General features: G+C 69.2%; 14 protein-coding genes and 2 pseudogenes. 6 read left to right on the plus strand and 10 right to left on the minus strand.

The genetic code is table 11. The annotated features are described in order from the left end of the window. Positions 1 to 51: 51 nt before the first annotated feature. Entirely contained in the window at positions 52 to 2,736 is a 2,685-nt protein-coding gene (locus OKJ99_RS05555) for a LuxR C-terminal-related transcriptional regulator (RefSeq protein ID WP_326014613.1), read from the minus strand. 380 nt (positions 2,737 to 3,116) lie between these two features. On the opposite strand from OKJ99_RS05555, the gene OKJ99_RS05560 reads away from it, so the two are divergent. The 5 genes and pseudogenes from OKJ99_RS05560 to OKJ99_RS05580 form a co-directional block, all read left to right on the plus strand. Further along, on the plus strand, positions 3,117 to 3,590 hold the full coding sequence (locus OKJ99_RS05560) for a nuclear transport factor 2 family protein (protein WP_326014614.1): 474 nt from the start codon (positions 3,117 to 3,119) through the stop codon (positions 3,588 to 3,590). Between the two features lie 242 nt (positions 3,591 to 3,832). Further along, a complete protein-coding gene (locus OKJ99_RS05565; protein WP_326014615.1) occupies positions 3,833 to 6,433 on the plus strand; it encodes a molybdopterin cofactor-binding domain-containing protein in 2,601 nt (866 codons plus the stop codon). Positions 6,434 to 6,448: 15 nt separating this feature from the next. Beyond that, the gene (locus tag OKJ99_RS05570) at positions 6,449 to 6,646 is read left to right on the plus strand and encodes a CDGSH iron-sulfur domain-containing protein (protein WP_326014616.1); all 198 of its coding nucleotides are present in this window, start codon (positions 6,449 to 6,451) and stop codon (positions 6,644 to 6,646) included. Between the two features lie 25 nt (positions 6,647 to 6,671). Beyond that, positions 6,672 to 8,186: a GMC family oxidoreductase gene (locus OKJ99_RS05575; protein WP_326014617.1), complete on the plus strand. Its 1,515-nt coding sequence runs from the start codon at positions 6,672 to 6,674 to the stop codon at positions 8,184 to 8,186. 161 nt (positions 8,187 to 8,347) lie between these two features. Then, positions 8,348 to 8,657: pseudogene (locus OKJ99_RS05580) on the plus strand (transposase); the annotation flags it as partial. 843 nt (positions 8,658 to 9,500) lie between these two features. On the opposite strand, the gene OKJ99_RS05590 reads toward OKJ99_RS05580, so the two are convergent. Further along, entirely contained in the window at positions 9,501 to 10,142 is a 642-nt protein-coding gene (locus tag OKJ99_RS05590; RefSeq protein WP_326014619.1) for a LysE family transporter, read from the minus strand. Positions 10,143 to 10,249: 107 nt separating this feature from the next. Here OKJ99_RS05590 and OKJ99_RS05595 point away from each other — a divergent pair, with 107 nt between their 5' ends. Beyond that, the gene (locus OKJ99_RS05595) at positions 10,250 to 11,176 is read left to right on the plus strand and encodes a LysR family transcriptional regulator (protein ID WP_326014620.1); all 927 of its coding nucleotides are present in this window, start codon (positions 10,250 to 10,252) and stop codon (positions 11,174 to 11,176) included. Here OKJ99_RS05595 and OKJ99_RS05600 read toward each other — a convergent pair. The 8 genes and pseudogenes from OKJ99_RS05600 to OKJ99_RS05635 all read right to left on the minus strand — a co-directional run. Beyond that, on the minus strand, positions 11,163 to 11,462 hold the full coding sequence (locus OKJ99_RS05600; protein WP_326014621.1) for a hypothetical protein: 300 nt from the start codon (positions 11,460 to 11,462) through the stop codon (positions 11,163 to 11,165). The two genes, OKJ99_RS05595 and OKJ99_RS05600, sit on opposite strands and share 14 nt — an antisense overlap. Before the next feature lie 124 nt (positions 11,463 to 11,586). Beyond that, a complete protein-coding gene (locus tag OKJ99_RS05605) occupies positions 11,587 to 13,209 on the minus strand; it encodes a GxGYxYP domain-containing protein (RefSeq protein WP_326014622.1) in 1,623 nt (540 codons plus the stop codon). A gap of 218 nt (positions 13,210 to 13,427) precedes the next feature. Further along, positions 13,428 to 13,868, minus strand: coding sequence for a hypothetical protein (locus OKJ99_RS05610; RefSeq protein WP_326014623.1), 441 nt, complete (start codon positions 13,866 to 13,868; stop codon positions 13,428 to 13,430). A gap of 380 nt (positions 13,869 to 14,248) precedes the next feature. Further along, positions 14,249 to 14,560: an SCO5918 family protein gene (locus OKJ99_RS05615; RefSeq protein WP_326014624.1), complete on the minus strand. Its 312-nt coding sequence runs from the start codon at positions 14,558 to 14,560 to the stop codon at positions 14,249 to 14,251. A gap of 48 nt (positions 14,561 to 14,608) precedes the next feature. Then, positions 14,609 to 15,010 (minus strand): hypothetical protein, encoded by a 402-nt coding sequence (locus tag OKJ99_RS05620; RefSeq protein ID WP_326014633.1) that lies wholly within the window; start codon positions 15,008 to 15,010, stop codon positions 14,609 to 14,611. A gap of 46 nt (positions 15,011 to 15,056) precedes the next feature. Then, on the minus strand, positions 15,057 to 16,571 hold the full coding sequence (locus tag OKJ99_RS05625; protein WP_326014625.1) for a DEAD/DEAH box helicase: 1,515 nt from the start codon (positions 16,569 to 16,571) through the stop codon (positions 15,057 to 15,059). Between the two features lie 325 nt (positions 16,572 to 16,896). After that, positions 16,897 to 17,100: a cold-shock protein gene (locus OKJ99_RS05630; protein WP_326014626.1), complete on the minus strand. Its 204-nt coding sequence runs from the start codon at positions 17,098 to 17,100 to the stop codon at positions 16,897 to 16,899. Between the two features lie 341 nt (positions 17,101 to 17,441). Then, a pseudogene (locus OKJ99_RS05635) lies at positions 17,442 to 17,642 on the minus strand (MerR family transcriptional regulator); the annotation flags it as partial.

Consider the following 17,642-nt stretch of genomic DNA (forward strand, 5'->3'; position numbering starts at 1 on the left):
GCTCGATTCCCGCCTGGTGATCTGCCATCGCCAGGATCTGGTGAACACCAGCTACCGGGAGACGCCACCGGCCAGCAGCTGCAGCTCCCGGGCCCGCCGCACCGCTGACGAACGATCGGTGGCCTGGAGCTTGGCGTAGATCTTGCGCACATGCGTGTTGACCGTGTTGACCGAAACGGACAACTCGCCGGCGATCTCGGGCCGCGACAGGTTGGTCGGAAGGTAGCGCAGGACCCGCAGTTCCGTCGGGCTGAGCGCCTCGGCTGCCGTCAGCGGCAAGGCGCTCGTCGGCCGAGCCGACCCGTGGATGACGTCGAGGACGTCGGTGAGCAGCGCGGCGTGGGCCGACCGACTCCGCGGCACGCCCTCAAGGAGGTGCCCGCTGCCGGCCATCACGAAGGGCAGGACCAGCCGCTGGGGCTCGGCGAGTGCGAGGGCCTGCTCGACGGCCTGCTGGGCCCGGCGCGGCTCGTCGACCTCCCGGTAGGCGAGTGCGGCCAGGACCTGGGCTTCGACGACGGTGGCGACATGGAGGGAGGGCACCGTCCCGTCGATGACTGTGGAGACTGCGGCCAGTGCCGCCGCCGGATCGCCTTCCGTCAGTTGGAGCACGGCCCGGGCATTGCGGATCTCTCCGGAGTCGCTCAGCGGAGCGCCCAGTGCGTCGAGGATCGCGCGTGCCTCGACCGGCGAGCCGAGTCGGGCGCGGGTGGCGGCCAGCCAGCCGATCACATAGCCCGTCAGGGCGTGCGGGTTGGAAAGCCGCGACTGCAGGGCGTGCGCCTCGGCGAACTCCTGTGCGGCCTCGGGCTTTCGGCCGCGACCGGCATGGAGCATCCCCTTGACGAGGTGAAGCAGCGTCCCGATGCCCGGTCCGCGGTCGGCCTGGAGGGCGACGTCGGCACGCTTGAGCGTGTGCTCGGCGCTGTCGAACTCGCCCGACCAGACCATCGAGCAGGCCAAGGTGACCAGGGCCGGGGCGAGGATCGACGCGGTATCCCAACCGTGCTCCTCGGCCAGGGCGATGGCCCGCTCGCAGCGCCTGCGGGAGAGGGTGAAGTCGGGCAGCTTCGAGGCGAATCCGAGCTGCGCCAGGCAGGCGACCTCGAGATAGGGCCTGCCGATCTTCCGCGCCAGGTCGGCGCCCTCCTGGAGATGGCGCGCGCCGTCGGAGTGCTTCAGCGCCCAGGCTTCCACGGTGCCAAGGTTCATCAGCGCCACCACACGCAGGTCACTGCCCAGGGCGATCTCCTCGTCGCTGTCCCCGCCGGGCGGCGAATCGAGGAACTCGGCGTGCTTCATGACGTCCGCGAGGTCGCCGCGACGCCGGGCCAGCGACAGGTTGAGCGATGCGATCGCCGTGCGGAGCCGCCGCTGGCTCGGCTCGGGAGCGGACGATGAAAGGGCATCGGTGACCGCCAGGTGAGCGGCGGCCTCGTCGAGGCGGCCGTGGACCAGGTCGACCGTCGTACGTACGAGGCTCAACTCCGGGAAGCTGGTCCCGCCGTGCTGCGCAAAGCCGTCCAACAGCGCCTGCATCGTCTCTTCCTGGCCGTCGAGCATCATGCCGAACGAGTGATCGGCGAGCAGCGCCGCGGCATCCGACCAGTCCCCGGCGGACTGCAGGTGCCGTACCGCCTCTGCGATAGGCCCGTGCTCGGTGAGCCACGCGGCAGCCCGCCGGTGCAGGATGGGCACCTCCTCCGGCTGGATCCGGCGCAGCTCCAGACGGAGCAGGTCGGCGAGCAGGTGGTGGTAGCGGAACCAGGTCCGCTCCGGGTCCAGGGAGACGACGAAGGCGCTCGCGTCCTCGAGCGCGAGCAGGATGCGTTCGGTGCCGGGACGCCCGGTGAGCAGGTCGGCGAGCTCACCGTTGACTCGCTGAAGGATCGAGGTCCGCAGCAGCAGGTTCTGCACCTCCTCCGGCTGCCGCTCCAGCATCTCGGCCACCAAGTACTCCGCGACGGTACGGCTGCTGCCGCTGAAGTCCGCGACGAAGCGCTCCGGATCCGGGCGTCCGGCCATCGAGAGTGCGGCCAGCCGCAGACCCGCGGCCCAGCCCTCCGTGCGCTCGTGCAGCCGCGACACGGCCGCGTCCGACAAATCGATGCCCGCCGCGGTCAGCAATGCACGCGTCTCGGCCTCGCTGAACCGCAGGTCCGCCGCTCGTAGCTCGGCCAACTGTCCAGCGAGCCGCAGTCGGTGCAGCCGCAGGGGCAGATCCCGGCGGGTCGCCAGGACGGCGTGGACGTGGGGTGGGAGGCCGTTCAGCAGCCGGGTCAGGTCGGCGTAGGTCTGCGGCGAGGCCAGCTCGTGGACGTCGTCGATCACCAGGCTGACCCGGTCGGTCTGCCCGGCCAGCTCCTCCAGGATCCGGTCCACGGTCAGCGCACCGCTGAAATCAGGGGACGCGGTCGCCTGCTCCGCGGAGACCGGATTATCGGACAGGCCGCGCACGGCCGTCAGCAGGGCGAGCCAGAAGATCTGAGCGTCCGGCTGATCGCGCTGTACCTGGACGAGCGCGAGCCGGTGCCCCTCGTCGCGACGGTCTACCCAGGCCCGTAGCAGCGACGACTTCCCACTGCCGGCCGGCGCGGTGATGATCGTCACCGGCTCGGCCGATGCCTGGTCGAGCGCGACCACCAGATCGTCCCGGTCGATGAGCCGCAGTCGGCTGGGCGAGCCGTTCAGGTCCCGGCCGGGCAGCTGCGCTGGCTTGCCTACGGTGGGCGACACCATTAATTCGCTATCAGCCGTAGATGCTGATGTCAACGATGCAGGGTGAGCCGCCAGATTCCGGCGATGAGTACTCGCCTGCTCCGGTGTGGCCCTGACACAGGACACACCGCGGGACAGGGACCGCCGGACTGAACGGACCAGGACGACGAGTGATCGAGTGGCGTTGGCGGCCGGAGCCGGCGGCGCACCCGGCCGGGCGGTGAACGGTGAGGCCGGCCGACGCGATCGGCGCGTTCGTTATGGGCGACGTGCTCGGGCGTAGGTGTCCGCGTGTTCGGCAAAGCCGTTCGAGAATCACCGGAATCCGGTGATGGCCTCCCGCCCTCCCAGAGGTGAGCCTTTGACTCGTCCGAATCGACGCCCGATGGGAGATTACTGTGGCAACCGGCAACGAAGCACTCGTTCGCCGCGCGTACCACTTGGCGGAGGGTGACGTCCTGGACGTCCAGGGGTTCGTCAGCCTGTTCGCTGAGGACGCTGTGATGAACGGCATCGGCGGTGTGATTCCCCGGGAGAGCTACCGGGGTGAGCGCCTGGGCGACGTGGTCGTCTGGATGGGCAAGCTACTTCCCGACGTTCACCGGGAACTGCACCGGGTCAACGTACTCGGGGACGTCGTCGCGATCGAGCTGTCGATCCAAGGCACCTTCCTCGGAGCCTTCGAGACACCTGCCGGCGTGATCAAGCCGACGGGGGCCAAGCTCGACATCCCTACCGCCGACTTCTGGTATGTGCGCGACGGCAAGGTCCAGGAGTTCAACTGCCATGTAGGTATGACCAGCATGTTCGCGCAGATGGGCGTTCTGCCGGACTTTACGTCCGCGGACGCGGCGTCCGCGCCCGAACGATAGGGCAGACCGACAGGGGTGTGCGGCTGCTCAGCAGTCGCACACCCCTGCGGAGTTCCCGAGCGCACGAGGGCAGGGTGAGCGCTGACCACATGGGCGTAGCGACGAACGCGCCGCTTGGGCCGGACGAATCACCGGAATCCGGCGATGTCCTCTCACCGAGCCGCTGACGAGTCTGACGTGGTCAAGCCCCGGCGGGCGGAGGCTGTCTCCTCACCGCCAGCTCCGAGGCCCGGGAGGCTTTCGTGAAGCTGAACGTGAACGGTGCCGAATTCGAAGTTGACGACGCTGCCGCAGCCAGCCCGCTGTTGTGGGTGCTGCGGGACGTGCTGGGACTGCGCGGAACTAAGTACGGGTGCGGGATCGGGTCCTGCGCTGCGTGCACGGTGCTGATCGACGGACGCAATACCAAGGCGTGCCAGACTCCGGCCGAGCGCGCCACCGGGAAGGCGATCACCACCGTCGAGGGGGCGTCGGGACCGGTCGTCGACGCGGTCCGGGAGGCTTGGTATCGAGGCAACGTGGTCCAGTGCGGATACTGCCAGCCCGGTCAGACCCTGGCTGCCGCAGCCCTGCTGGAGTCCGACCGATCGCCGGATGAAGCGACCATCACCCGGTGGATGAACGGGAATTTGTGCCGGTGCGGCACTTACCCGCGGATCCGGGAGGCGATCGGTAACGCCGCCGAAGCACTGGCCGAGGGCCGCACTCCGAACAGGTTGGACACTGCGGACCCGGCGCCGGAGGTGCAGCCCCTGACACCGGAGGAGTTGGCCGATCCAGTCCATCCGTACGTCCGCATCCATCCAGATGGGACCGTGGTCGCGTATTCGAACCAGATCGAGATGGGGCAGGGTGCCCATACCGGCCTGGCGACGATCGTGGCCGAGGAACTCGATGCGGACATGGCCTCGGTCCGCGTGGTCAACGCGGCAAATGGAGCCAGTGCCAAGGGTGACGTGTACGCGACCCCGGCGGGCGGCGGGTTCATCCAGCTCTCGGGCGCGTCCACCTCGACGCAGGGGTACTGGGAACGCTACCGGCTGGCCGCAGCCCAGGCGCGGGCGCGGCTGGTCGCCGCTGCGGCGGAGACGTGGCAAGTGCCGGCGGAGGAAGTCGAGGTGGAGGCGGGGACGGTGAGCCACCCGAGCGGCATGCGTGCGGGATTCGGTGAACTCGCCACGCGCGCCGAGCAATTGGAGGTCCCGCACGACGTCCGCCCGAAGGACCCCGATCGGTACACATTGATCGGGCGCGAGGGGCGACTCCGCGTCGACTCGCCCGGGAAGATCCTCGGTACGACGCAGTTCACCATCGACGTCGCATTGCCCGGGTTGCTGACCGCCGTAGTGCTGCATCCGCCCAAGTTCGGCGCGGTACCCACGTCGGTCGACTGCAGCGCGGCGTTGGCCGAGCGAGGCGTCACCGCTGTGATCCCGATCGAAGAGGGCGTCGCGGTGGTCGGCGACACCTTCGATGCCGCCCAGCGGGGCCTGCGAGCGCTGCGGGTGGACTGGGACGAGGCCAACGCCGAACAACGAAGCGTCGAGGAACTGTTGGCCTTCCATCGTCACCAGCTGGAATCCGGGAAAGACGCCGTGGTGGCACGTGAGGACGGGGATGTGGAGTCCGCGCTCGCGAAAGCGGCGCATGTCGTGGACGCGGTCTACGAGCTTCCGTACCTCGCGCACGCGCCGATGGAGCCGAACAACGCAGTGTGCCGCATGGGAGAGGACGGTGTGCTGGAGGTATGGGCCGGCACCGAGGGGCCCGAATACACCCGCATCTCGGCCTCTGCGGCGGCCGGGATCGACAAGGACCAGGTGCGGGTCCACGTCCCGCACGCCGGCGGCTCGTTCGGTCTGCACAGCAGTGCCGGGCACGACCCGACCAGCGAAGCCGTACAGGTCGCGCGAGCGCTGGACTGGAAGTACCCCGTGAAGCTCCAGTCGCCGCGCGAGGAGGAGCTCAAGAGCGGCCGTTACCGCGCTATGGCCGTGCACCGGGTGCGGGCAGGTTCCGATGACAAGGGCCATGTCACTGCTTTCCACCAACACATCGCCGCCCAACCGACCTCGGTCAACCTGCCGTTCGTGGCCGATGTGCTGTTCACCGACGGCGTCGACTTCATGACGACGAGCGGCGCCGTCGACCCGCCGTACGGACTGCCGAACTTCAAGCTGGAGACGACGAATGTGGAGACCGGCGTCCCGGTCATGGTGTGGCGGTCGGTCGGCAACTCTCACACCGAGTTCGCCCGCGAGTCCGCAATCGACGAACTCGCGCTCGCCGCCGGGCACGACCCCGTGGAATTCCGCCGCGGCCTGCTGGCGGACAATCCGCGTACCTTGCGCGCGCTGGAGCTGGCCGCCGAGCGCAGCGGCTGGGGCAGCCCATTGCCCGAGGAGCGCGCTCGCGGCGTCGCCTGCAGCAGCTTCCTGTCCGCCAGCGCCCAGGTCACGGAGGTCTCCCTCGACAGCCGAAACCGGGTCCACATCGAGCGGATCACCTTCGTGCTCGACTGCGGTATCACCGTCAACCCGGACTTGATCCGTGCCCAGGTCGAGGGCGGCCTGATCTACGGGCTGAGCGCCGCCGCCTGGGGCGAGATGGTCCTCGGCGAGGGCGGCGAGATCGTGACCCAGAACTTCGACCGCTACCCCATCATGCGGATGCAGTCGGTGCCTCGGATCGATGTGGTCCTCATCGATTCCGAGGAGCCCCCGACCGGAGTCGGCGAGGTCAGCGTGCCCACCGCGGCGCCCGCCCTGACCAACGCCATCGCGGCTCTCACCGGTACCCGAATCCGCCGGCTGCCTGTCAGCAAGACCATCCGAGTCTCTTGAGAAGGGGCGCTTCACATGTCAGACGCCACGATCACCCCGAGCGAGGACGGCCCCTACCTGGTGTCCGGGCCGGTCACTCTGACCGATGTCGACGGGCGGGAGATCCCGCACCCTGACCCGGTGTCCCTGTGCCGCTGCGGGGCGTCCGCGAACAAGCCGTTCTGCGACGGCAGTCACCTCACCACCGACTTCGACGGCACGCTCGCCAACTGAGCGCCTTCGACGCGAGGAGATCGGTATGTCCAACGAGCATGAGACTGTCGACGCCATTGTCGTCGGTGGCGGTTCGGCCGGTGCCGTCCTCGCGGCCCGCCTCAGCCAAGACCCTGCGCGAACGGTCCTCCTGCTGGAGGCCGGTCAGGTCTACGCTCCCGATGCGTATCCGCTGCCCCTGCTGGACGCGGACACGGTCGCGGACTCAGATCACGACTGGGGCTACACCTCGCGCGGCACCGCCCAATCGCCCCCGCTGCCGACCCCTCGGGGCAAGGTGCTCGGCGGAAGCTCCGCGGTCAACGCCGGCGTTGCGCTGCGGGCGCGTGCGGCCGACTTCGCCAAGTGGGGCGAGCACGGTGCCGAGGGCTGGACCTTCGATGATGTCCTCCCGACGTTCAAGCTGCTGGAAAGCACCCCCACCGGTGATGACGTCTACCACGGACGAAGCGGCCCGCTGCCGATCCGGCAGCGTGCGGACGACGAACTGACCCCGTCGCTCCGGGGGTTCATCGAGGCATCGGTCGCTCAGGGGCACAAGCGGGTGCTCGACTTCAACGGTGCCGAGCAGAACGGGGCCGGCGGCTACCCGGTCGACGTGGTCGACGGAGTCCGGCAGAACACGGGTCTTGTGTATCTCACCGCTGAGGTGCGCCGACGGCCCAACCTCACCATCCGGGGCGAAGTGAACGTCGACCGTGTGCTGTTCGAGGGGACACTCGCGACAGGTGTACTGGCCGCGGACGGCACTGTGTACCGAGGCCGTGAGGTGATCCTCTGCGGCGGCGCGTATGGCAGCCCCGCCATTCTGCTGCGCTCTGGCGTCGGCCCGTCGGACGACCTGGCAGACCTCGGTATCGGCGTCGTGGCCGACCTGCCCGTCGGGCGGCGGCTCCAGGACCAGCCGGGCTATTACAACGCCTACGCACTGGCTCCTGGCCACCTCGAGATGACACCGGCGGTAGGGAGCCTGCTATGGACGTCGTCCAGCGAGGCCGCGGCCGGTGAGCTTGATCTCCATGTCACCGCGACGCACTTGATGCCCGGGGAGTTCAGCCCCACGGGAGGGGCGATCGTACTGATGGCCGCTCTCGCTCTGCCGGAGTCGGCGGGAACAGTGAAGCTGGCCGGCCGGGACCCGCAGGACGCGCCTCTCATCGAATCCAACTACCTCGGCACTGAGCGCGACGCCCGCCGCATGCTGGAGGCGGTGAAGCTCGGTCGCGCGATCGCCCGTGACCCGGCCTTTGCCCCGTTCGTGGTGCAAGAGCTCGCGCCCGGTGACGCGGTGACCGACGACGAGGCGCTGGCCCGGGTGATCGCAGTGAATCCGGCGATCTACGGCCATCCGACGTCGACGGCGCCGATGGGCGGGCTCGGCGACCCATGGGCGGTCGTTGATTCGGTCGGGGCCGTGAAGGGCGTCAGCGGGCTGCGGGTGGTGGATGCGGCGATCATTCCCGAAGCGCTGTCCTCGACCACCAACGTCACGGTAATCATGCTGGCCGAACGTATCTATCAGCGTGTCTACGCCGACTGAGCACGGATACTGCCATGACCTTCACCGTGGACATCCACCACCACATGCTGCGCGACTTCTTCTGGCAGTCAACCAACGAGGGCACCGATCCGGTTGGCGGCATCCCGCCGCCACGACCTGGCGGCTGAGCCGGCCCGCGACCGTCCTGACCGGTTCGTCGTGCCCCGCAGCTGCTGGATGTGGTGGGGGTTGGTCCGGACATCGCCGTTACGCTTCTGACCACGGTGGGGGACAACCCGGAACGCCTGGGCAGTGAGGCACCTTTCGCCGCGCTGTGCGGGGCCGGCCCCGTGGAGTATTCCTCGGGCGGCAGGGGAGTCCCGTCGACTCAACTGCGGGGGCAACCGGCAGGCGAACGTCGCCCTGCACCGGATCGTGTTCACCCGGCTGCGAGTAGACCCGCGCACTCAGGCGTACTACGAGCGCCGCCTCAAAGAAGGCAAGACCCGGCGCGCAATCATCCGCTGCCTCCTGTGGCTCACCGCCTCGGCATCGAGTTCCGCATGGGCAACCGCGGCAGGAAGCCGGCGCACAGCCTGGGTTGTTGCTAGCCACTCCATGCACCACCTGGTCAATCACGCTCATTAGGAGCGAGGCGGTGACAACGCGGGACGCGCGGCCGATCAGCAGCACGCGGCAAGGGAATTCCCCCCGACGCACGAGGTCGTATCCCTTTGATCTCGATATGCCGAACACCTGGGCGGCGTCCACGACGCTCGCGGTACCGCTCCAGGTAGATCGGATGCGCTCTGGACTGAACGGTTCGTGCAGCGATTGGCTGTTCTGGCTGGGCATTCCTGTTAGCGGTGCCCTTCAGGTGTGTTCTGCTTCCGGCGGCGGGAGGAAGCGCGTAGAGATCGCCCCTCGTTCGCAGGTTGGATCATGCCGGTGCCGGGGTGCGCCCGGCTGTAGGCGTCTGGGCGTCTTGGACGCTCCTTTGTCCCGCAGCTTGGTCCGGCGGCGCACGAGAAATGATCCGAAGAAGTGTCGGTTTCGCTAACCGGCGATTGCCTGCCATGTTGCTCCACGCGCGGGCCGCGGGTCACAGGTGGACGAGCATGATGATCCTGGCAGGTGGCGGATGGAAGTCGTCGGGTCTTTGGTTTCCGTGCTGGTCACGATCCCCGCTGTTGCAGGATCAGTGGTCTTTATCCGTGGTTCTGAACGGCTCAGGGTGGGGCCCGTCGAAACGCTTTTGCTGCTCGCAGTGGTGAATCGGGAGCGGGTGCCTCGCCGTTCTCCGTCGTTGGCGGGGCCTCTATGTCGACTATGTCGATCGGCAAGGCGCCCAGGTTCGGTTCGGGGGCGGCGGGCTCAGGCCACCAAGGCCACCGCGAGCGCCCCGATCACCACGCTCGACACCAGGCCGGTGATGAGCCGACCCCGAGGTCCGGTCAGGGCCCTGCCCAGTACGGCTCCACTGGTGGCCAGGAGTAGTTGCCAGCTCGCGGAGGCGGCGACGACGGCCGCGACGAACGCGGCGCGGCTCGCGCCGTTGGCGCCCCCGCCACCGGGGCCTGCCAGTACGAGCGCCGAGAAGTAGACGATGGTCCAGGGATTGAGCAGGGTCAGCCCAAGGAAGCCGAGATAGGCGCGGTGCGGTCTGGCCATGACGGGCGAAGGGGCCACGGCGTCGGGAGCACGACCCCGTTCCCGTACCGTCGCCAGCGCGGTGCGGACCGCCAGGCTCAACAGGATCGCGGCGGCGGCCCAGCGCAATGGCCCCGTGACGGGCTGGACGGCCCGGGACAGCGCCGCCCCGCCGAGCACGGCGAGCGCCGCGTAGAGCCCGTCGGCGGTCGCCACTCCGAGCGCCGCCGACGCGCCCACTCGCAGGGAGGTCCGCGCGGTCAGGCTCACGAGGAGGACGGCGAGCGCGCCGACCGGCACGGCGAGTGCGTAGCCGGCCCACAGGCCAGGCAGGAAGGCGTCGTTGAGGAGTTCGGATCCGACCATTCGGGAAGTCTCCGAGGTCACGAGCGTGCGCGTCCATCGAATGTTTCCGCTCATGACCATGCGGTCTTGCCGAACGGTGCGGACGGTGGTGGTGGTTGGATGGCCGGATGATCGACCCCCGGCTCCAGACCCTGCGGGTGCTGCGTGATCAGGGCACGGTCACGGCGACCGCCCGCATGCTGCACCTCACCCCCTCCACCGTCTCCCAGCAGCTGCGGCAACTCGCGGACCAGGTGGGTGTCCAGCTCCTTGAACCGGATGGCCGCCGGGTCCGTCTCACGCCTGCGGCGCTGGCCCTGATCCGGCACGCCGACGCACTGTTCGCCCGGTGGGAGGAGGCGAGCGCGGACCTGGCGGCCTACGGACAGGACCATGCGGGCCGGTTGCGGATCACCGGTGCGGCCACGGCCATCGCCGCGGTGATCGCGCCCGCCGCCCGGCAACTCCTCGACGCGTATCCCCGGATGACGGTGGAGATCGGCGAGGACCACGGCGAGAACCGGTACGACCTGCTGCTCACCGAGCGCGCCGACATCGCGGTGGTGATCCCCGTGCCTGGCGCCCCCGCGCGGGACGACGCACGCTTCACCCGACTTCCGCTTCTGGAGGAGCCCCTCGACGTCCTCGTGCCGTCCGGGCACCGGTTCGCTGCGCGCACCGGCGGCGTCGAACTGTCCGAGGCCGCCGAAGAGATCTGGATCAGGGCCGGAGACCCGCTGGACCAGGAGCAGTTGCTCACGGCGGCGGGTGCGGCGGCAGGCTTCACGCCCCGCACCTCGCATGCCGCAGTGGACTGGTACGCGGTGGCCGCCCTGGTCGCACACGGCCACGGGATCGCGCTGGTGCCACGCCTCGCGCCGGTGCCTCGGCAGCCTGAGCTGGTGCGGGTTCCGCTGCGCGGTGCCCCCGCGCCGGTTCGGCGCTTCGCCGCCTGTGTGCGGCGTGGAGGCGAGGAACATCCGGTCATCGCGCAGGGATTGAGCGCGTTGCGCGCGGCCGCGGCCGCGGCCGTCGCCGTCGCTACGGCGAGGTGAGTGCTCTGCCCCCTGGCCCCTCCCGGGCGCCCTCCTGGTCGTCCGCGGCCGGCCCCGGCCCGTGCCCCTTCTCGTACACCGTGAGGCCCCGGATCAGGCCCAGCGGCACCAGGAGGAGTTCGACCGGGAGGGCCTTCCAGGCGTAGATCGGGTTGATGTTCTTAGTGGCGTAGGCGCAGGGGATGTTGGCCAGGACCGGGAGTATCGGCAGGCGTCGGCGGCGGGCGGCGCGGATGAGTGGGTGGCCTACCGGGTTACGCCACGCGGCGGCGTCCGCGGGGTTCACGCACGGCAGCGCCGCGCTCGTCCGGGACGGTGCCGACGGCGGGGAGGGGCCGCTGCGGGTGGCCGCGGCGCCGCTCCCCGGTCGATGCCCGCCCCGGCCTCCGGCGGGCTGTCCGCCTTGTCGGTCAGGCGGGCGGAAGGTGCAGCGCCTTGCGGGCGAGCCGGAAGTACTGGTCGCCGCGGACCACTTGGTAACGGGAGTCGAGCGAGCCGGCGATCGCGGCCACGTCGGCCGGGGTCAGGTTCCAGGCGAGGGTGCCGATCGACAGGAACAGCGGCTTGGTCCCGTCCCAGTCGGCGGATGCCTTCGCGATCGCGTCCCGGGCGTCCGCCACGGAGTCGGTCAGGTAGCTGACGGACAGCGGCACGCTGCCCTCCAGGACGCTGGTCCCGGTTCGGGTGGTCCACGCCTCCAACAGGCCGAGCGGACGCACGTCGTGGAGGTACTGGCGGGCCTTCGCACCGGTGAGCGGCACGTCCGAGCCGGACGTGCGATTGAGGATCACCGCGCTGTCAAGACCTGTCCGGCGCATGTAGCGGGCGCTGGTCTCGGTGAAGACCCGGAAGGTGTCGTCCGGCCAGGGCGTCGGATACGCGTAGCCCGCGCCGGAGGGCCCGGCCATCAGGTAGTCCTGCCGGGTGGCGGTGCGCTGGTAGTAGGAGAGGAAGGTGGGTGCGGCGTCGGCGAGCACCGGGGTGGTGGACCAGTTGATCGGCACCTCGCCGCGCGCCGGGTCGTCCCACAGCACCCGCATGCGGTGCTGGTTGTACTGGAGGTTGTCGCCCTCCGTCATGGTGAAGGTGACGTAGATACGGTTGCCCAACTGCGGCGTCGGCAGCGTTGTCTGACGAGTCATCACCGGCGCCCTCACTCCGCCGAAGACCGTCAGGTTCTGCGACCAGTCGCTGGCCAGCACCACGAGGCCGTGCTTCGAGGTCAGCTCGGTGCCGTCGCTCTCGCCGCCCACGCCGGAGGGGAACCAGCCCATATAGGGGGAGCCGGCCCGCATCTGGGACATCACCCGCTCGCCCAGCTCGCGGGAGGCGGGCTGGTCGGCGTGGATCCACAGCACCAGCGCCCGGGTGGCAACCGCGTAGTCGCGCAGATAGGCCCCGACGCTGGGGTCGAGCCCGACCAGCAGGCGGTGGCTGGTGCGCGGCCAGAGATTGTCCACTGCCCAGCGGTAGGCGGACAGTTCGTCGGTGAACCGGCCGCGCAGGTCGTCCAGGATCTTCAAGTCGTACGGCGCGGCGGTCAGTTTGGGCAACTGGTCGGGGGAGACGGCCACGGCGTTGCGCAGGCCGGCAAGAGTGGTGGCGAGGTTGACGGTCGCGGGCTGGGCCGGGTCGGTGACGATGACGCCGCTGATCTCCGAGCGGTACTTCGACAGCAGCGACCATGGATCGTCGGCCGTGCGGTAGGTCAGGCCGGCGGTCTTCAGCCAGGTGGTCGCCCCCTCGTCGGACTCGCGCAGCAGGGCGATTCGCGGCCGTCTGCGATTCACGTTGCCCTGCAACGTGGCGAAGAGCAGTTGTTCGTCGGCGTCTGCCGCCGTCAGGTCGGCGACGTCCAGTGTGCGGGGTTCGGCGAAGCCGGGCAGTATTCGCTCGCGCGGCCACGACAGGCCGCCCGCCGGTGGAGCCGCGGCCGACGCGGTGTTGGGCATCGCCCCGGCGAGCGCGACACCCGCACCGGTGGTGGCGAGCAGGCCGAGCATCTTGCGCCGACTGGGGTTGGGGAGTGACACGGTGGGACCTCCACACTGGATCTCCGACGAGCAGGCGGGACAACGTTGTCAGCACCGTGCGGCACGGTCAATGCCCCGTCAGGGATTGGCTGGGCACGAGGAACGACGCTCCCGCCCGCCGCCGCGACGCAGGCCGTCTCCGCGTGATCGGGGCACCGCCGCACTGTCAATCCCCTGCGCCAACTACGTAATCGTGAGCGTGCGCCGGTGAATCCTGGTCAGCGGCGGCCGGCGGACAGGATGACGAGGAACTGGCCACCGCCCGCCTCGATGTCGGCGGTCAACGGCAGCCCCGGTACGAGTCGGGAGAACCGGTCCACCAGCCAATCCGCCGCTTCTTGGGCATCTCGCTTGGTCGGACAACGGCCCACCATCTCGCGGCCCCCCTTGCGCTCCAGCCTTCCTGCAACGGTGATCAGCGGCGCGGGTTCGACCACGTACAGGCGGTCCGGCCAGGCGATGACCACCTTGACCGCGCCCTTGCGGCTGTTGCATCCGCGGTGTGCGAGCCGCTCGGCGACCTTGGCCTTGCGGTCGGCGGTCCGACTGTCGACGCTGGGCCCCCGTACGTCGTTCACCGACTCGTTCGGGTCGACTGCTTCGTCACACACCCAGCACAGCCAGCCGTCGCGCTCGGCCACATCATCAAGAAGACTCATCCGAGCAAACTAGCCTGCCTGGCCGCCGGCCCGCGCACCAGGCTACGCAAGGTGCGGGCGAGGCGGGAGTGTCCTGAGTGGTGGACAGCCGGGAGGCCCCTGCCGTCATCTGTTCGCGCGTATATGTCGAAGCCTGACGAACTGCTTGTTGACGTGGCCGCCCTGGTGGAGTCCGGGCACAGCAATCAGATGGCTCTGACCGTGGTCGCCGGTGGTGCGGTCATCACGGGGCGGCTGGCTCCCGAGGCGGTGTGGAGGCTGCGGATGGCGGAGGTCTTGGTGGACTCGGCCGGTGGTCGAAGACGGGGTGAGGGCCCGACCGGTAGATCCCGGTCGGGCCCTCTCTGGTGTGTCGGTGGCGGCTCGCGCCTGACCGTCGGTCAGACGGCCGCGGGGGCGCCGAGCATCGCGGAAGCCTGTTGCAACGGGCTCAGGACACGCGTGGGCGTGGCGATGGGGAGAGCGCTGCGGCAGGTGAAGCCGAGCCGGCTCATGGCCCGGAGGACTTCACCGGCGCTGAAGTCGCGGCGGTCCTGGCGGGTGATGACCTGCCCGACCTGCTTGACGGGGTAGGTGCGGCGGCCGATGATCACGGACTCGCCGATGACCTGTTCGGGCTTGATGCCCTTCATGGATTCCAGGACGCCACTCTTGGTGAGGTCGAACGGGAAGCGGGCGATGACGCAGCGCATGATGCCTCACAGGGAGAGAAGGGGATGGTTCTGCCGCGGTGAGGCGGTTCAGCGAGCGAGGGCGAGGACGCCCGGGGTGCCGCACTGCTCGTCGAAGACCGACGGGGCGACGAGCCGCTGGCGCGTGGTCTGCGGGGCGTCGGCCCTCGTGGCCACGGGCGAGGTGAGCGGCCCCTGGTCGTCGAGAAGGTCGCGTAGCTGGAACCGGTCCGTGTACGAGGAGCTGTCACGGACGGCGGTGAGCTGGGTCCGGGTGACCCGTGCGGTGCACAGGCCGTCGTTGTCGCAGACGAGCAGGTGCTCCGTGCGGGCGCCGGCCATGACGGACAGGGCGACCTCGACGGTCATGTCGTCGCAGACCTGCGGTCCGGCCGTATCCATGGCGTCGGTCACCGTCCCGTGCGTGGGGGCGGCACTTGCCGAACGGGGCTGCATCTGAACCAGTGTCAACATGTGCCTCCTGCAGAGATGGGTCAGTTTCCTGATCACGCGGGGCTCAGGCCGCCGCGTCGAAGGCGGTTCGCCGCGCGTTCGTGCGCCGGGCCGCCGAAGCGGGGCTGCGTCGGCCGCGGGAGGCCGTGCTGCGCCGGCGCGGTTCGGCCGCCGGCGTGGTGATCGTCACGGGGATGCCGGAAGGAGCCTGGGCGCCGGTGATCTGACTGAGTGTCTCTTCGCCGGAGCGGACTTGGGTGGTCTGGGGGACGATGCCGGCGGCGGCCATGAGGCGGGTCATGTCGCGGCGCTGGTTGGGGGTGACCAGGGTGACGACACGGCCGGACTCGCCGGCCCGCGCGGTACGGCCGCCGCGGTGGAGGTAGTCCTTGTGGTCGGTCGGCGGGTCCACGTTCACGACGAGGTCGAGGTTGTCGATGTGGATGCCGCGTGCCGCGACGTTCGTCGCGACGAGCACGGTGACGTGCCCGGTTTTGAACTGGGCCAGGGTCCGGGTGCGCTGCGGCTGGGACTTGCCGCCGTGCAGGGCGGCCGCCCTGACACCGCTGTTCAGCAGGTCCTGGGTGAGCCGGTCGACGGCGTGCTTGGTGTCCAGGAACATGATCACTCGGCCTTCGCGGGCCGCGATCTCGGTCGTCGTCCGGTGCTTGTCGGCGCCGTGGACGTGCAGGACGTGGTGCTCCATCGTGGTGACCGCGCCCGCGGACGGGTCGACGGAGTGCACGACCGGGTCGGTGAGGTAGCGGCGGACCAGGAGGTCGACGTTGCGGTCGAGGGTGGCGGAGAACAGCATCCGCTGGCCCTCGGGGCGTACCTGGTTCAGGAGCGCGGTGACCTGGGGCATGAAGCCCATGTCGGCCATCTGGTCGGCCTCGTCCAGGACGGTGATGGCGACCTGGTTCAGCCGGCAGTCGCCCCGGTCGATGAGGTCCTTGAGGCGGCCCGGCGTCGCGACGACGACTTCGGCGCCACGGCGCAGCGCACTGACCTGCCTGCTGATCGGCATGCCGCCGACGACGGTGGCCAGCCGCAGCCTCACCGAGCGTGCGTAGGGCGTAAGGGCATCGGTCACCTGCTGGGCCAGTTCACGCGTCGGCACCAGGATCAGGGCCAGCGGCTGACCGGGCTCGGCGCGCTGCCCGGCGGTGCGCGCCAGCAGAGCCAGGCCGAAGGCGAGGGTCTTGCCCGAACCGGTACGTCCCCGGCCGAGGACGTCGCGGCCCGCGAGGGTGTTGGGCAGGGTCGCGCCCTGGATCGGGAACGGGATGCGCATGCCTTGCGTGGTGAGCGAGGCCAGCAGTTGCTCGGGCAGGTCGAGGTCGGCGAACGCCTCGACGGCGGGCAGCGCCGGAGTGATCGTCTCCGGCAGGGCGAACTCACCCGAGGCCGCCGCGGGCCGCCGGCCCTGGCCGCCCGGGCGGCTCTGGCCACCAGAACGCCTCTTGGTCGACGAGCCGAAACGGCTGCTCCGGTGTGAATCGGCACCGGAGCCGAAGGCGGGACCGCCGGTACGGCCGCGAGTGCGGGAAGAGCGACTGTTCGTACGTGAGGGGTTCATTCAGAACCTTCCTTGATACGGCACGTACCAAGGAATTCTCGCAGCGGAAGAACAGCGCAGAGAATCCGATGAACGGGCCGAATAGAATGCGAAAGCAGATTCGATGCCTGTTGGCACATTGCGCAGGAGATGGAACGGAGGGCGTCGCGCAGACGTGAAATCCAGGACGGGCACCAACGGGAGATGATGCAGAAAACCCATGTTCCTGGAAAAGGGGTCCCAGGGGTGTGGTCTTGCAGTGAAACCAGTGAAACCCAGGGAATATCCGCAGCTGGGGCCCGCACCCCGAGGGATGCGGGCCCCAGCTACGAAGTGTGCGTCAGCGTCAGACCGGAACGATGTTCTCGGCCAGCTGGCCCTTCGGTCCCTGCGCGACCTCGAAGGTGACCTTCTGGCCTTCGAGAAGCTCACTGAAGCCCTGGGCGGCGATGTTTGAGAAGTGGGCGAACACGTCAGCGCCGCCACCGTCTTGCTCGATGAAGCCGAAACCCTTGGCCGCGTTGAACCACTTCACAGTGCCAGATGCCATGCCATATCTCCTTTGGGGCAGTACGCCGGACCCGTAATCCACGGACACCGGGTCGCCGCGATGATGCCCCGCCCGGAGAATGACCGGAAATACAAAACACTTCCCGTGACCGATAATGCCGACGGGAGCGTTGAAGTTTTTGGGAACCACGACTGCAACTAGGACCGACAGTAGCATGCGGTAGCGGCCTGCGTACGGTAAATAATTCCGCTCTGTTCGATGCAGGAAACACGCTGTCCGCGCGGAGCATTAAACTCTCGCCTCGCGGTTACAGATATTGCTTCATCCCAAATACAGTGTTCCGGGAGGGGGCGAAGGCGAAGCGCCAGGCGCACGCCGCCTCAGGCCGGGGCCGTGGGCTTCTTCGATTCGGCTGATTGGGCTGCTTCGGCGGCGCGGTGTTCGGCGTTGATGCGCTGTGCTTCTTCGAGCTGGTCCTCGAGGATGATGATGCGGCAGGCGGCTTCGATGGGGGTGCCCTGGTCGACGAGTTCGCGGGCGCGGGCGGCGATGCGCAGCTGGTAGCGGGAGTAGCGGCGGTG

The sequence above is a fragment of the Streptomyces endophyticus genome (genome assembly GCF_035798155.1).
Lineage (GTDB): Bacteria > Actinomycetota > Actinomycetes > Streptomycetales > Streptomycetaceae > Streptomyces > Streptomyces endophyticus.

What these genes read in the sequence shown, in the direction of transcription:
- OKJ99_RS05570 (WP_326014616.1), top strand. Translation starts at nt 6,449, where the DNA reads ATGTCAGACGCCACGATCACCCCGAGCGAGGACGGCCCCTACCTGGTG.
- OKJ99_RS05575 (WP_326014617.1), top strand. Translation starts at nt 6,672, where the DNA reads ATGTCCAACGAGCATGAGACTGTCGACGCCATTGTCGTCGGTGGCGGT.
- OKJ99_RS05590 (WP_326014619.1), bottom strand. Translation starts at nt 10,142, where the DNA reads ATGGTCGGATCCGAACTCCTCAACGACGCCTTCCTGCCTGGCCTGTGG.
- OKJ99_RS05595 (WP_326014620.1), top strand. Translation starts at nt 10,250, where the DNA reads ATGATCGACCCCCGGCTCCAGACCCTGCGGGTGCTGCGTGATCAGGGC.
- OKJ99_RS05610 (WP_326014623.1), bottom strand. Translation starts at nt 13,868, where the DNA reads ATGAGTCTTCTTGATGATGTGGCCGAGCGCGACGGCTGGCTGTGCTGG.
- OKJ99_RS05615 (WP_326014624.1), bottom strand. Translation starts at nt 14,560, where the DNA reads ATGCGCTGCGTCATCGCCCGCTTCCCGTTCGACCTCACCAAGAGTGGC.
- OKJ99_RS05625 (WP_326014625.1), bottom strand. Translation starts at nt 16,571, where the DNA reads ATGAACCCCTCACGTACGAACAGTCGCTCTTCCCGCACTCGCGGCCGT.
- OKJ99_RS05630 (WP_326014626.1), bottom strand. Translation starts at nt 17,100, where the DNA reads ATGGCATCTGGCACTGTGAAGTGGTTCAACGCGGCCAAGGGTTTCGGC.